Below are 14,430 nucleotides of genomic sequence, written 5' to 3'. Positions count from 1 at the left end.
GCCGACGGAGGGCCCGAGGACTCCTCCTCGGGCCCTCCGTGGTCGATGAGCGTGATCCCGCTCAGTGCCGGTGCGCGAACTCCTTGATCTCGCCGGACTTCAGACGGTCTTGGTAGTGCGTGAACTCGCCGCGGATCACGTTGGCCAGGAGGTAGAGGCCGATGACGTTGGGCAGGCTCATCAGGAAGATCATCGAGTCGGAGAAGTTGATGACCGAACCGAGGCTGGCGATCGACCCGAGGAGGGTGAAGAAGAGGAAGATCCCCTTGAACACGTTCTCCGCCAGGACGTTGTCGCCGAAGAGGTACCCCGTGGCCTTCATCCCGTAGTACGACCAGCTCAGCATGGTCGAGAACGCGAAGAGGACCACCGCGATGGCGAGGACGGCCGGGAACCAGGGGAGGACCGTCTCGAAGGCGCTCGACGTCAGTGCAACGCCTCCGAGCTCCGCTGCGTCGGGGTTGAGGTACGCCTGGGTGATGATGATCGTCAACGCGGTCATTGTGCAGATGACGACGGTGTCGATGAAGGGCTCGAGCAGGGCCACGAACCCCTCGGTCGCGGGCTCCTTGGTCCGAACCGCCGAGTGGGCGACCGAGGCGGAGCCGAGGCCGGCCTCGTTGGAGAAGGCGGCCCGCTGGAAACCGACGATGAGTGCGCCGATGATCCCGCCGGTCGCACCCTCGCCGGTGAACGCCCCGTCGATGATCGCGCCGAAGGCGGCAGGGATGTCGCTGAAGTTCACGAGCAGGACGATGAGGGCTGCGGTGAGGTAGAGGACGGCCATGAACGGGACGACCTTCTCCGTCACCTTCGCGATGCTCTTGATGCCGCCGATGATGACGGCGCCGACCGCGACGGCGAAGAACAGGCCGATGACCCAGGGGTTGTTGCCGAGGAACCCGTCCTCGCCGCCGACCTGGCTGACGATCTGGGCGGTGGCCTGGTTGGACTGGAACATGTTGCCACCGCCGACCGCGCCGCCGATCATGCAGATGGCGAAGATGACGGCGAGGACCTTGCCGAGGCCGGGGCGGCCGAGATCCCGAAGGCCGTCGCGGAGGTAGTACATCGGACCGCCGGAGACGGTGCCGTCGGCGTGCTCCTGGCGGTACTTGACGCCGAGCATGCACTCCGCGGCCTTCAGGCTCATGCCGAGGAGACCGGCGACGATCATCCAGAAGGTCGCGCCGGGTCCGCCGATGGAAATGGCGATCGCGACGCCGGCGATGTTGCCGAGGCCGACGGTGCCGGAGACCGCAGTGGCCAGGGCCTGGAAGTGCGAGACCTCGCCGGCGTCGTCGGGGTCGGAGTACTTGCCGCGGACGAGGTCGATCGCGTGCTTGAAGCCGCGGACGTTGAGGAAGCCGAGCCAGATCGTGAAGAAGATCGCGGCTGTGACCAGCCACAGCACGATGAGGCGGATGTCGACCTCGCCTCCGGCGTTGGGGCCGTAGAAGACGAGACTGGTGATCCAGCCGGACACCCTGTCGAAGGCTGACGCGTCGGCCTCGAACTGCGGCGTCGGGTTCGGCCAGGTGATCGGCTTGGGGGCACCCACGAAGAGGGCGACGAAGAAGCCGAGGATGACCGCCCCGATGACGGCGAGGCGTACTTTGGCGGACCCTGCAGGGGGAGCCTGTCGGTGGCGCATGCTCTGTTCCATCACGGCACCACCGTCACCGGGACGTTGGCATGCTGGACCAGGCGGCTCGCGACGGAGCCGAAGATGGCCTCGCGCAGGCCCGAGTCGCCGAGCCGGCCGACGATGATGTGCACCACGTCGTTGTCCTCCGCGAGGTCGATGAGGGTGTCGGACGGCTTGCCGTGGCGGACCTCGGTACGCACGGGCACGCCCCCGTGCTCGACGATCGCGCGCATGGGAGCGATGACGTGCTCCATCGCATGGTCGATCTCGCGCTGGCGCTGTCGATGCCTCTCCTCGTTCTCGGACGGCGTGTTCATCGAGTACGGCGACCAGTTGATGACGTGCACGAGCAGGATCTCCCATCCATTGCGCTGCGCACGGTCGGTCGCGAACTCGACGGCTCGAGTGGACGCGTCTCCGTGATCGACGCCGACCAGGACTGTCTGTGCCATGCTGCTTCTCCTCCGGTCACAGGGCGGTTGCTCGCCTGAGTGTGGTGGAGGTCACAATGGTTACTCCGGAGTAGGCCATGGTTTGCCCGGCCCGTTATCGAATCGTGATCTTCACTGTGCGTGACCGCGCGCGGCTAGGCTGACCGCATGACCATCGCCTTCATCGTCATCGGCGTCATTCTCGTGGCCCTGGTGCTGTGGTTCGTCAGCGGCTACAACGGCCTGATCAAGCTGCGCAACCTCGTCCACGAGGCCTGGGCCCAGATCGACACCGAGCTCAAGCGCCGCCACGACCTGATCGGCAACCTCGTCGAGACGGTCAAGGGCTATGCGGCCCACGAGCGCGGGACCCTCGAGGACGTCATGCGGGCGAGGGCCGCCGCCATGTCGCCCGGCCAGACCCCGGCGCAGGCCGCCGAGAACGAAGGCATGCTCACCCAGGCGCTCGGCCGCCTGCTCGCCGTGGTCGAGGCATACCCGGACCTGAAGGCGAACCAGAACTTCCTCGCCCTGCAGAACGAGCTGACCGGCACCGAGGACCGGATCGCCTCGGCCCGCCGCTACTACAACGCGAGCGTCCGCGAGCTCAACACGAAGGTCGAGACCATTCCGACGAACTTCATCGCCGGCATCGCGAACGTCTCGAAGGAGGAGTACTTCGAGGTCGAGGGAGCCGAGCGCGACCCAGTGCGGGTGGACTTCGGCCAGCGGGATGCGGAGATCCCGCCGCCGTCGTCCTACACCGGGTCCGACGACGTGCCGGCGGTCGAGCCCGGGCCGGAGGGACGCATCGACCCGCCGAGGGCCTGACGCCAGGGCGAACCGCCGACGCGCGACCGCGTTCGGCTTGCCTTCGGCCCATCCGTGCGGTGGGGTGGGGCGATGAACAGGATCGGCTTCCACGCGAGCCACGAACAGCTCAGCCCCCGTCAGCTCCTCGCCGACGTCCAGAGCGCCGAACGCGCCGGTTTCGACATGGCGATGTGCTCCGAACACCTCACGCCGTGGAGCGTGCGACAAGGACACGGCGGAAGCAACTGGCCCTGGCTCGGCGCGGCGCTCGCAACCACCGCCTTTCCGATCGGAAGCCTCGCGATCCCCGGTCCGCGGTACCACCCCGTCGTCCTGGCCCACCAGGTGGCCACCCTGGCGCAGATGTTCCCGGGCCGGTACTGGGCGGCGCTCGGCAGCGGCGAGGCCATGCAGGAGACGGTGACCGGTGAGCCGTGGCCACCGAAGGAGGAGCGGGTCGCCCGGCTCGAGGAGTCGGTCGACATCATCCGCCGCCTCCTCGCCGGCCAGGAGGTCAGCCGCGACGGACTGGTCCGGGCCTCCAGGGCCCGCGTGTGGGAGACCCCGGAGGAGCAGCCGCTGCTCATCGGTCCCGCCATCTCGCCGGAGTCCGCGGCCCGCGTCGCGGCCTGGGCGGACGGGTTGGTGACCGTCAACCGGCCGGTGGAGGTCCTCGCCGAGGTGCTCACCGCATACCGGGAGAACGGCGGGCGGGGGCGCGCCGCCCTGCAGCTGCATCTGTCGTGGGCGCCGACGATGGAGGAGGCGGAGGCGATCGCGCACGACCAGTGGCGCAGCAACGTCTTCGGAGACCCGATCGCCGGCGACACCCTCACGGTCGAGGCCTTCGACACGATGTCGGAGTACGTGCGGGTCGAGGACGTCCACGGCGTGGTCCGGATCTCCGACGATCTCGGACGTCACCGCGAGTGGATCGCCGAGTACCTCGACCTGGGGTTCGACGACGTCTATCTCCACCACGTGGGCCAGAGTCAGCAGGCCTTCCTCGACGCGTTCGGCGGGTCGGTCCTCCCCGCCCTGCGCCAGGCGGGAGGCGACCGATGAGGGCGACACAAACCTCGGACCTGTGGTGGAAGAGCGCGGTCATCTACTGTCTCGACATCGAGACCTACCTCGACGCCGACGGGGACGGCACCGGTGACCTCGCGGGTCTGGCCGAGCGGATCGACTACCTCGCCGAGCTCGGGGTCAACTGCCTCTGGCTGATGCCGTTCTACCCGAGCCCGGACCGCGACGACGGCTACGACGTCAAGGACTTCTTCGGCGTGGACGGCCGCCTCGGGGACCACGGTCGGCTCGTCGAGGTGATCCGGACCGCGCACGACCGCGGGATCCGCGTCATCGCCGACCTCATCGTCAACCACACCTCCGACCAGCACCCGTGGTTCCGCGCTGCCCGCAGCAGCACGACCAACCGCTACCGCGACTACTACGTCTGGCGGGACTCCGAGCCCCCGGACACGAGCGACCAGGTGGTCTTCCCCGACGAGGAGGACTCGATCTGGACCAAGGACGACAAGACGGGGGAGTGGTACCTCCACCACTTCTACCGGCACCAGCCCGACCTCAACGTCGCCAACCCGGCCGTGCGCGACGAGATCATGCGCGTCATCGGGTTCTGGCTCGAGCTCGGCATCGACGGGTTCCGCGTCGACGCGGTGCCGTTCTTCATCGAGGACGTCGAGACCTCCGGTCCGGCCGACAACGACCCGGCCGTCCCCTCCGACCCGCACCACATCCTCAAGGAGATCCGGGCCTTCATGGCGCGCCGCAAGGGCAACGCCATGATGCTCGGTGAGGTCAACATCCCGCACAAGCAGCAGCTCGAGTACTTCGGCGGCGACGCCGGTGACGAGCTGACGATGATGTTCGACTTCGTGACCATGCAGGCGACCTATCTCGCGCTCGCGCGGATGGAGGCGGCCCCGATCGTCACGGCGCTGCAGGGGCGACCGCGCATCCACCAGGCGTGTCAGTGGGCGAACTTCCTGCGCAACCACGACGAGCTCACCCTCGACAAGCTCTCGGACGACGAGCGTCAGGAGGTCTTCGACGCCTTCGGTCCCGAGCCCGAGATGCAGCTGTTCGGACGGGGCCTGAAGCGGCGGCTGCCGCCGATGCTCGCCGGCGACCCGCGCCGGATCCGGATGGCCTACAGCCTGATGTTCTCGCTGCCGGGCACGCCGACCCTCTACTACGGCGAGGAGATCGGGATGGGTGAGGACCTCGAGGCCGAGGGCCGCATGGCGGTGCGAACGCCCATGCAGTGGGCGTCGGGCCCCAGCGCCGGGTTCTCGAGCGCGCCGCCGAGCCGGCTCATCCAGCGACCGGTCCCCGGCGGCTTCGGCCCGGATCACGTCAACGTCAAGGACCAGCGCCACGACCCGGACAGCCTCTGGACGTTCATGCGCGAGATCATCTCGGTGCGCCGCACCTGCCCCGAGCTCGGCTGGGGGGAGGTCACGATGCTCGACAGCGGCAGTCCTCAGGTCCTCGCCCACCGGTGCGACCTCGACGAGTCCGCCGTCATCGCGGTGCACAATCTGGGGGCCGAACCGGTGTCGGTGTCCGTCGACATCGAGGGCCTCGACGACGGCATGGAGGTGGTCGACCTGCTCGAGCGGGACGGCCTCCCGGTCGAGTCCGGCCCGCTCGAGCTGGCGCTGCCCGGGTACGGCTTCCAGTGGCTCCGACTGGGCGGGAAGGGTCAGCTCGGCGCCTGACGGCACCGCTCGGGTCAGCGGTCGTACCCGCCCTCCGGCGACACCATCTCCGCGCGCACGCCGAGCAGGCGGATCGGCCGGTCGTCCTCGAGGCGGGCCAGCAGCGCCCGGGCGGTATGCGCGACGACCTCCGCGTCATAGGTCGCCTCGGCCAGCGTGCGCACTCGGGTGAAGGTGAAGAAGGGCGCGAAGCGGACTTTCAGGTGGACCCGCTGAGCCGGCCGACCCTCCCTGCGGATGTCCTCGACGACGCGTCGGGCGAGCTCGTCGATGGCCGCGGCGATCTCCGCCTCGTCCGTGAGGTCCTGCTGGAAGGTCGTCTCGCGGCCGTGGGCCCGGGGAACCCAGGGGGTCGGGTCGACGGCGGCGCTGTCACCGCCTCGGCCAAGGCCGCCGATGTGCGGACCGGTGCGGGGACCGAACTCCGCGGCAAGCGCCGCCTCGTCGGCGCCGGCCAGGTCGGCCACGGTGGCGATTCCGAGCGCCCCCAGCCGGGCGGCGATCCGCGGGCCCACGCCCCACAGCGCGCTGACCGGTCGCTCGCCCATGACCTCGAGCCAGGTGTCCGACGTGAGCCGGAACCTCCCCCGGGGCTTGCCGAAGTCGGTCGCGACCTTGGCGCGCACCCGGGTGTCGCCGATGCCGACCGAGCAGTGCAGACCCGTTGCGGCGAGGACGTCCCGTTGGATCCGCGTCGCGACGGCGTCGGGGTCGTCCGTCGTCACGCCGACGAAGGCCTCGTCCCAGCCGAGCACCTCGACGACCGCGCCGGGGACCGCCCTGATCGCGTCCATGACCTGTCGCGAGGCGGACTCGTACACCGGGAAGTCGACCGGCAGGAACACCGCGTCGGGACACCGCCGGGCCGCGATGCGCAGGGCCATGCCGGAGCGCACGCCGAACTCGCGCGCCTCGTAGGAGGCCGTCGAGACCACGCCCCGCTCGGTGGGGTCGCCCCGACCGCCGACGATCACGGGACGTCCGGCCAGCTCGGGGTGACGCAGCACCTCGACGGCGGCGAGGAACTGGTCCAGGTCGACGTGCAGGACCCAGCGTCGGGTGTCGCCGTGGCGGGTCCCCGACATCTGCGCTCACCCGTCCTCGGTGGGCAGGACGAGTGAGTACACGTCACGAAGTCGCGCACCCTCGGGATGGTCGGCGCGGGTCCGGCCCTTGTAGCGGTCCCACAGTAGGAAGATCTCCTCCGCGAGCTCACGCGTTTCCGCCTCCGTGACCCAGAACCGGCCACGGCTGAGAACGCCATGGTTCTGTCCCGCCCCGAGATCGTCGTAGAGCCGCTCGAGCCCCGCGATGAGGTCCGCCGTCCAGGTCCCCGTGTACTTCTGGAGGATCGCCGTCCCGGCTCCCGAGTGTGCGGCACGGTCGATCGTCAGGGACTCTGCCGCCGCCTTCCACGGACGCTCCCGGCCGTCGGTGCTCTCGACCCGTTCGACGATGCCGGCCTTCTCCAGCGCCCTGAGGTGATAGCTCATCGCGGACGGGGTCATCCCGCAGATCTGTGCGGCCTCGCTCGCGGTGAGGACCTCCCCGGAGTACAGCTCCATGATCACCCGCTGCCGGGCCGGGTGGGCGAGCGCTCGCAGGGCCTGGCAGTCGGTGATGCGCACCTGGTCGGGAGGTGAGTGGTCGGGAGTGACGGACGAGCTCGCGTCGGGGGAATCCGGCATGTCGCGATTCTAGGGTTGCCACCGAAGATCTGAAAGAGTACCTTCACATTTATGAAACAACTCTTTCAGAACGCGTCGTCCGTCTGGCGGATCCGCGACGCTCGACTCATGCTCACCGCGAGCGCGCTCGTCACGGGGGCACTCGGTCTGTCCCTCGTCACCCTCCTGCTCCGGGTGCACGCGAGCGGGGCCGGCCCGTATGCGGCGACCCTCCTCCTGCTGTGCATCTCGCTCCCGACGATCCTCACGATGGGGATCGCCGGCTCGCTCGCCGACCGCTACGACTCGCGACTCATCCTCGTCAGCACCCTCTCGGTGCAGGCGGCGGCCCTCGCGGGCCTCGCGGTCTGGGAGGCTCTGGTTCCCACCTACCTCCTCACGCTCATCGCCATGCTCGCCGGCTCTCTCGGCATGCCCGTGTGGACGGCTCTCCTCCCGCATCTCGCGGGTGAGGAGCACACGGCCCAGCTCGTGTCGGTCCAGCAGGGGCTGCGTTCCGTGGCGATGCCGGCGGGGGCCGGTCTCGCGGGGGTCGTCGTCCAGACCATGGGGGAGGGCACGGCCCTGCTCATCGCCGCGTCCCTGAGCGTCGTCGCGGGACTCACGCCGCTGTTCGTCCGCACCCGCCGGGTGCCGGTGGCGGCCGAACCGCTGACGCTGCTGCCGGTGGCGGCCCTGCGCTCGCTGCGGGGGCAGGGCGTTGCCTTCGTCCTCGTCCTGGCGCTCGTGCCGTTCATCATCGCCGTCGAGGCGGTCAACGCCGTCGAGGTGTTCCTCGTGCGCGACGTGCTCGGTGCCTCGCCCGCGCAGTTCGGACTGGCCGCCGTCGCCGGCGGGATCGGAGCGGTCCTCGGCGCGCTCGCCGCGGGCGCCCTCCTCGATCCGGCCCGCCGCGTCCCGGTCACGCTCGCCGCGCTCGCCCTCACGGCGGCGACCCAGGTCGGGCAGGGTGTCGCACCGGGGTTCACGGTCTTCCTCCTGCTCTGCCTCGTCGCCGGCGTCGCACTCGGTCTCGCCAACGCCCTCATCGTCGTCGTCATCCTCGACGAGACCCCCGAGCGTCTGCGCGGTCGCGTCGTCGCCGTCGTCAGCGGCGTGGCCCGCAGCGGCTCGGTCGTCGCCACCGTGCTCGGCGGCTCACTCGCCGTCGTCATGGGCCCCCGGCTCGCCTTCGTGACCACCGGCACGCTGGGGATGCTCACGGCGGTCCTCGCCGCATACGCGATCCGCCGCTCGGTGGCCCGAGCGGCGGAACCGGCGGTCGCGACTGCCTGACCCGGCTAGATTGGGGCGGCCCAGACCCGAAGGAGCCCCGCCGATGTCCCACGAGGCCGACGACCGACCGACGGTCGGGGTCGGCCCGTGGACGGGCGACCGGCCGGCGGGGGAGCACTACGACCCGGTGCTGCTGCGCGAGGGGGACCGCCGCAACGTCGAGGACCGCTACCGCTACTGGCGGCACGAGGCGATCGTCGCCGACCTCGACACCCGACGGCATCCACTCCACGTCGCCGTCGAGAACTGGTCTCACGACTTCAACATCGGCTCGGTGATCCGGACCGCCAACGCGTTCAACGTCGCCGCGTTCCACATCGTCGGCCGCCGCCGGTGGAACCGCCGCGGAGCGATGGTCACCGACCGCTACCAGCACGAGCACCACCATCCGGACATCGGATCTCTCGTCCGGTTCGCCGAGGAGCACGAGCTGACCGTGGTCGGCGTGGACAACGTACCGGGCTCGCTTCCGCTCGAGGGGTATGCGCTCCCCCGGGCGGCTCTGCTGCTCTTCGGCGGCGAGGGTCCGGGCCTGAGCGCCGAGGCGCGGGCGGCCAGCGTGGAGCTGGTCCACATCACGCAGTTCGGCTCGACCCGGTCGATCAACGCGGGGGCGGCCGCGGCGATCGCCATGCACACGTGGGTTCTGCAGCACGTGCACGGTTGGGTGCCGCCGGCACAGGGGGCCGCGCCCGAGGGCCCCGGTTAGTCTGACCGACGTGGACGAGGTCGTGGTCGAACGCGTGCTGCGCGCGGTCGAGCTCGTGCCGCGCGGGCGACTGGTCTCCTACGGCGACCTCGCCGCCCTCGTCGGCATCGGCCCGCGCCAGGTCGGCTCGGTCATGCGCCACTGGGGCGGCAACGTGACGTGGTGGCGGGTGACGAACGCCCGCGGCGAGCTGCCCGAGCACCTGCGCGACGAGGCCGCCGCGAGGTGGGCGGCAGAGGGGATCCTCCTCGGGCGCGGTGGCCGGGGTGCGCCGATCGGGGACTACCGCGCCGACCTCGCGGCCCTGGCCACGGACTGGGAGCGCGCGTGCGCCGACCTCGAGTCGAGCGATCCATGACCGCCCGCTCCGGCGACAGATCCGCCCACGCGCGACCCTCGTCCCCCGTCGATCGCAGGATCCTCCGTGGACCACCGGCACTTGCGGACTCACGAGTGAGTAAGGGTCGCGGCATGCCGCGGCACGACCCGCAGCAGTACCTGGGCGGCGATCGGGAGCAGCGGCCAGACCCACGTGACGCCACCGTTGTCGACGATGCCGAACTTCGCCATCACTGCGAGCCCTCCGCACGTGAGCACGACGGCCAGGACGGCCACCCACAGGGGAGGCGCCGGGCGGGTGTCGCGCCGCGGGTTCTCGAACCGCCCGAACAGCGCGACCGCGAGAACGACCACGAGGGCAAGAGTCCCGATCCACAAAGGGCGGGTCGCCCACCAACCGGCACTCAGCGGTTCCCAGCCCAGACCCGCACCGCCGGCGAGCATCGCCAGCCCGATGACGAGCACCATCGCGGTCAGATGCCACAGATACAACGTCATGATCCGGGCGTTGACGGCGACCGTGGCGGTCCACAGTCGCGGCCTGCGTAGCCGCTCGGCGAGCGGTCGCTCGGCGAGGAGGATGACGCCGCCCTGGAGCAGGCCGAGGAAGACCATGGTGACCCGGGTCGGGTAGGAGTTGTTCAGCTCGGCGCCCGTCACCCCGATCATCGAGATCGGGTAGGGTCCGGGTCCCACCGCGAGGAGCAGCCCGACCAGGCCGACACCGGCGAGAGCCAGGCGCCGCAGCCGAGAGCCGAGCGCTCCGTCGACCCACGCATACCCGAGCTGATGGACCGTCGCCCAGGCGAGCAGGTAGTTCGCGAACCCGACAAGCTCCTCCCCGGTTCCGATGCTCACCGCGTCGACCGCGAGGCTCATTGCCAGCCCGGCCAGGATGCTCCACCAGCGCCAGCGCTCCCACAGGACCAGGGTCGCCGGGGCGACGGCCACGACGAGGACGTACGCCGCGAGGAACCACGTGGGCACGAGGGCCACCTGCGAGGCGAGCCGCAGCGTCGATCCCGAGACGCCCAGGGAGTATGCGGTGCTCGCCAGGACGAGCCACGTCACCAGAAGCGGGACGACCGGCAGACCGAGCCGGACGAGCCGGGCGCGCACCCAGTCGGCGTAGGACCGGCCGTCGCGGCGGGCCGCGCGCCAGGAGAGGGCGTTGGCGTACCCGCCGACGAAGAAGAACACGGGCATGACCTGGAAGACCCAGGTCAGTGGATGGCTCCACGACGCGATGTCGAGCACTGCACTCGGGACCAGCTCGCCGTCGCGGACGACAACGGCGGCGACGAGCCAGTGGCCGACGACGACCACGGTGATGGCAAGCGCGCGCAGGGCGTCGACGACCCGGTTGCGGGTCTCGGGGGTCGCCTCGCTCAGCGCGCGGACACTCGTCGGATCCATACCTCAAGGGTGGCGCGTCGTCCCTCCGTAGCGCCTGAGTACGCGGACCCAGGAGCGGGCCGGCTCAGCCGATCTGGCCGCGGATCTCGCCCCCGGGGAAGTCGCCGGGGCCGGTGTTGGCCGGGTCGACGCCGTCGTTGGTGTGGACGTTGACATAGGCGCCGCCGGCCTCGATCTCGTCGATGAGCGCATCGAGCGACTGTCCCGCGAGCGGGCCGACCAGGTCGTCCGCCGTGATCGTGCCGGTCGCGAGGACACCGTTGGTCCGACCGCTGCCGGGAGCCTGCGGACCGAACAGGAAGGCGACGACGGGTCCGTTGGTGCCGGCCGCGCCGACGTGGATGTGGGCTGCGACGACATTGTCGATGCGGTTGGCGATGACTCGGTAGTGGAGCTCGGTGCCGTCTGACGACAGCCGGAGGATGGCCTGTCCGCGGGCATCGGTCTCGCGGGCCGGGACCTCCTGACCGCCGTCCAGCGACGCGCGGTAGACGGTCGTCGCGAAGACGGGCGACGACAGCCCTCCCACGCTGAGTAGCAGTGCGACTGCCGCGAGTACTCGTGCGAACCTCATCAGGATCTCCTCGGTCACGATGCGACGCCGGGCCCGCGGCCCGGCCCTGTCCGTGTCATGGTCCTCGCACCGTCGGATGCCGTCAACGGGTTGTCGCCTTGCCAGACTGGCGCGATGAGTACCCCCCTCGAGGACTACGCCCTGCTCTCGGACCTGCGGACCGGGCCGCTCGTCTCCCGCGACGGGAGCGTGGACTGGCTGTGCCTGCCGCGGTTCGACAGCCCGGCGGTCTTCTCGGCCATCCTCGGCGGGCCCGACGACGGGCGCTGGCAGGTGTCGGTCACGGACGGCACGGTCGCCTCGTGGCGTTACGAGGAGGACACCTTCGTCCTCGAGACGGTCTGGGAGGCGCCCACCGGACGGGCGCGGGTCGTCGACTTCCTGGTCCCTGGCGACGGGCACGGTGACCTCGTCCGGATCGTGACCTGTCTCAAGGGTGAGGTGGAGATCGTCCACGACCTGCGGGTCCGTTTCGACTATGCGCGCTCGACCCCGTGGTTCCGCCGGCTGGAGGACGCCGACGACGGACGGGCCCGGCTGTCGTCGATCGCCGGACCGGACGCACTGCTCCTCAACGGGCCGTGTCTGCACGCGATCGACCAGTCCGGCGAGCAGGGCGGAGGCGCCGACACGACGTCGGGTGGCACGGCACCCCGGTTCGTCGGGTCGTTCACGATGAGCGAGGGCGACGAGCTGTCCTGGGACCTCACGTGGTTCCCGTCCTGGGAGGACCGTCCCGAGCCGGTCGACGTCCACCAGGCGTTGGAGCGCACCCGCACCTTCTGGACCGACTGGGCCGACCGTGTGGAGGCGCACTGCGTGCACGACCGCGAGGTCACCCGCTCGCTGCTCGTGCTGCGCGCCCTCACCCACGGTCGCACGGGCGGCATCGTCGCCGCCCCGACCGCGTCGCTGCCCGAGAGCTTCGGCGGCGGGCGCAACTGGGACTACCGCTACACCTGGCTCCGCGATGCGGCGCTGACGATCGAGGTCATGGTCGACCACGACTTCATCGAGGGCGCCACGCTGTGGCGCGACTGGCTGCTGCGCGCGGTGGCGGGGGACATCGCCGACCTGCGCATCATGTACGGCCTCGGCGGTGAGCGGGACCTCGACGAGCGGGAGCTGGACCACCTCGTCGGATACGAGAACTCGCGGCCGGTGCGGATCGGCAACGGCGCCGCGGACCAGTACCAGGCCGACGTGCCCGGTGAGGTCATGCTCGCCCTGGCCCGGCTGCGTGACCATGGTGCCCGCGAGGACGACTACACATGGGGTCTGCAGTGCAACCTGCTCCGGTACTGCGAGACGAACCTCGACCGCGAGGACCACGGCATCTGGGAGATGCGCGGCGACCTACACCACTTCACCCACGGCAGGGTGATGATGTGGGCCGCCTTCAACGAGGGGATCCGTGCGGTCGAGGAGCACGGCCTGTCGGGCGACGTGGAGCGTTGGCGGGAGCTGCGCGACCACCTGCGCGAGGAGATCCTCGAGCGCGGGTTCGATGCTGAGAGAGGCACCTTCACGCAGACGTACGACAACCGCGAGGTCGACGCCTCGCTCCTGCAGCTCCCGCACACCGGGTTCGTCGCGTACGACGACGAGCGCATGCTCGGCACGGTCGCCGCGATCGAGGAGGACCTGCGCGACGAGCACGGCCTGCTGCACCGCTACCGCACCGAGAGTGGGCTCGACGGGCTCGAGGGTGACGAGTACCCGTTCCTCATCTGCTGCTTCTGGCTCGTCGAGCAGTACGCCTGCTCCGGCCGGGTCCACGACGCGCGGGCTCTGATGTCCCAGCTGGTCGGCTACGCGAACGACCTCGGGCTGATGGCCGAGGAGTACGACCCGGAGTCCGGTCGGCTCGCCGGCAACTTCCCGCAGGCCTTCAGTCACCTCGCCCTCATTCGGGCTGCGGACTCGGTCACCGCTGCGCTTCGATGAGGGGATGACAGCGAAGGACGCACCCACCGAGACCCCTGATCTGCTCCGGAGGTTCCACGAGCAGGTCCGCCTCACCGAGCGGGAGTACGTTCCGACGCACGTCGTCGAGTACGACGGGCCGGTGCGGCGCGTCTACCCGCCCGACCCGGCCGAGGACGGCGCGATGATCGACTCGCCGGCCGGCCTCGGGCCCGACCCGGCCGCGGTCATCGAGCGCCAGGTCGCCTTCTTCACCGCGCGCGGGCAGCGCGTCGAGTGGAAGACCTATTCCTATGACGAGCCGGCGGACCTGCCGGAGCTGCTGCGCGCATACGGGTTCGTGCCCGAGGACGAGGAGGCGTTGATGCTCGGCCCGGCCGAACGGGTCGCCCGACCGGTGACGATCGCCGACCGGTATGCGGTGCGCGCCATCTCCGCCGACCCCGCCTCCGCGCAGGCCGAGTGGGAACAGGTGGAGGCGCTCGACGAGGCGGTCTTCGGGCAAGGCGGAGCCGCCTGGTCGCGGGTGCTCCGGGCCGAGGAGGAGGCGGACCGGCAGCACGTCCGGTCGGTGGTGGCAGTCGACCGAGAGGAGGGGGTGATCGTCGGACATGGGGTGCTTCGGCTCGTCGCGGGGACGGACTTCGCGGGACTGTGGGGCGGCAAGGTCCATCCCGAGCACCGTGGGCAGGGGTTGTACCGCGCCATGGCCGCCGTGCGAGCCCAGTGGGCACTGGACGCCGGTCATTCGATCTGCCGGGTCGACGCGCTCCCGACGTCGCGTCCTATTCTGATCCGGATGGGGTTGTCGCAGGTCGCGACGACAACGCCCTACGTGCTCGCGCCCCCGCGCGAGTGAGTACGGAC

The 14,430-nt window shown here is 70.4% G+C and carries 14 protein-coding genes; 8 read left to right on the top strand and 6 right to left on the bottom strand.

Annotation, left to right across the window (positions count from 1 at the left end; translation table 11 throughout):
• Positions 1-61 precede the first annotated feature (61 nt).
• Positions 62-1,666, bottom strand: coding sequence for a sodium:alanine symporter family protein (locus tag GA707_RS04235; protein WP_226963586.1), 1,605 nt, complete (start codon positions 1,664-1,666; stop codon positions 62-64).
• Positions 1,666-2,100 (bottom strand): universal stress protein, encoded by a 435-nt coding sequence (locus tag GA707_RS04230; protein ID WP_152177190.1) that lies wholly within the window; start codon positions 2,098-2,100, stop codon positions 1,666-1,668. Before GA707_RS04230 ends, GA707_RS04235 begins: the two co-directional genes overlap by 1 nt.
• A gap of 147 nt (positions 2,101-2,247) precedes the next feature.
• Here GA707_RS04230 and GA707_RS04225 point away from each other — a divergent pair, with 147 nt between their 5' ends.
• The 3 genes from GA707_RS04225 to GA707_RS04215 all read left to right on the top strand — a co-directional run bounded on the left by GA707_RS04225 (position 2,248) and on the right by GA707_RS04215 (position 5,636).
• Positions 2,248-2,910 carry a LemA family protein gene (locus GA707_RS04225; RefSeq protein ID WP_152177189.1) on the top strand — a complete coding sequence of 221 codons (663 nt, stop codon included), beginning with the start codon at positions 2,248-2,250 and terminating at the stop codon, positions 2,908-2,910.
• A 72-nt stretch (positions 2,911-2,982) separates the two neighbouring features.
• The gene (locus GA707_RS04220) at positions 2,983-3,957 is read left to right on the top strand and encodes a TIGR03885 family FMN-dependent LLM class oxidoreductase (protein ID WP_152177188.1); all 975 of its coding nucleotides are present in this window, start codon (positions 2,983-2,985) and stop codon (positions 3,955-3,957) included.
• Positions 3,954-5,636 (top strand): alpha-amylase family protein, encoded by a 1,683-nt coding sequence (locus tag GA707_RS04215; RefSeq protein ID WP_152177187.1) that lies wholly within the window; start codon positions 3,954-3,956, stop codon positions 5,634-5,636. The genes GA707_RS04220 and GA707_RS04215 overlap by 4 nt, the downstream gene beginning before the upstream one ends.
• Before the next feature lie 14 nt (positions 5,637-5,650).
• Here the strand turns inward: GA707_RS04215 and GA707_RS04210 are convergent, their stop codons facing one another.
• Together GA707_RS04210 and GA707_RS04205 are read right to left on the bottom strand one after the other, a co-directional pair.
• Positions 5,651-6,721, bottom strand: a complete 1,071-nt coding sequence (locus GA707_RS04210; RefSeq protein ID WP_152177186.1) for a DNA polymerase IV — start codon at positions 6,719-6,721, stop codon at positions 5,651-5,653.
• A 6-nt stretch (positions 6,722-6,727) separates the two neighbouring features.
• On the bottom strand, positions 6,728-7,324 hold the full coding sequence (locus GA707_RS04205) for a helix-turn-helix transcriptional regulator (protein ID WP_152177185.1): 597 nt from the start codon (positions 7,322-7,324) through the stop codon (positions 6,728-6,730).
• 51 nt (positions 7,325-7,375) lie between these two features.
• Here GA707_RS04205 and GA707_RS04200 point away from each other — a divergent pair, with 51 nt between their 5' ends.
• Genes GA707_RS04200 through GA707_RS04190 form a run of 3 tightly spaced genes read left to right on the top strand, consistent with a single transcriptional unit; the run spans position 7,376 to position 9,666 of the window.
• Entirely contained in the window at positions 7,376-8,599 is a 1,224-nt protein-coding gene (locus GA707_RS04200; protein WP_152177184.1) for an MFS transporter, read from the top strand.
• A 43-nt stretch (positions 8,600-8,642) separates the two neighbouring features.
• Complete coding sequence (locus tag GA707_RS04195; protein ID WP_152177183.1) at positions 8,643-9,308, top strand: TrmH family RNA methyltransferase; 666 nt, start codon at positions 8,643-8,645, stop codon at positions 9,306-9,308.
• A 10-nt stretch (positions 9,309-9,318) separates the two neighbouring features.
• A complete protein-coding gene (locus GA707_RS04190; RefSeq protein ID WP_152177182.1) occupies positions 9,319-9,666 on the top strand; it encodes an MGMT family protein in 348 nt (115 codons plus the stop codon).
• An 89-nt stretch (positions 9,667-9,755) separates the two neighbouring features.
• Here GA707_RS04190 and GA707_RS04185 read toward each other — a convergent pair whose 3' ends face one another.
• Together GA707_RS04185 and GA707_RS04180 are read right to left on the bottom strand one after the other, a co-directional pair.
• Entirely contained in the window at positions 9,756-11,063 is a 1,308-nt protein-coding gene (locus GA707_RS04185; RefSeq protein ID WP_152177181.1) for an acyltransferase, read from the bottom strand.
• Between the two features lie 64 nt (positions 11,064-11,127).
• A complete protein-coding gene (locus GA707_RS04180) occupies positions 11,128-11,637 on the bottom strand; it encodes a CHRD domain-containing protein (protein WP_152177180.1) in 510 nt (169 codons plus the stop codon).
• 114 nt (positions 11,638-11,751) lie between these two features.
• Here GA707_RS04180 and GA707_RS04175 point away from each other — a divergent pair, with 114 nt between their 5' ends.
• Both GA707_RS04175 and GA707_RS04170 read left to right on the top strand, forming a co-directional pair.
• Positions 11,752-13,584, top strand: a complete 1,833-nt coding sequence (locus GA707_RS04175) for a glycoside hydrolase family 15 protein (protein WP_152177179.1) — start codon at positions 11,752-11,754, stop codon at positions 13,582-13,584.
• Between the two features lie 4 nt (positions 13,585-13,588).
• On the top strand, positions 13,589-14,422 hold the full coding sequence (locus GA707_RS04170) for a GNAT family N-acetyltransferase (RefSeq protein WP_152177178.1): 834 nt from the start codon (positions 13,589-13,591) through the stop codon (positions 14,420-14,422).
• Positions 14,423-14,430: the final 8 nt, after the last annotated feature.

The sequence above is a fragment of the Nostocoides sp. F2B08 genome, from assembly GCF_009184895.1.
Lineage (GTDB): Bacteria > Actinomycetota > Actinomycetes > Actinomycetales > Dermatophilaceae > F2B08.
The sequence above is the reverse complement of the archived record's forward strand: the minus strand, read 5'-3'. Positions and strand labels throughout refer to the sequence as shown.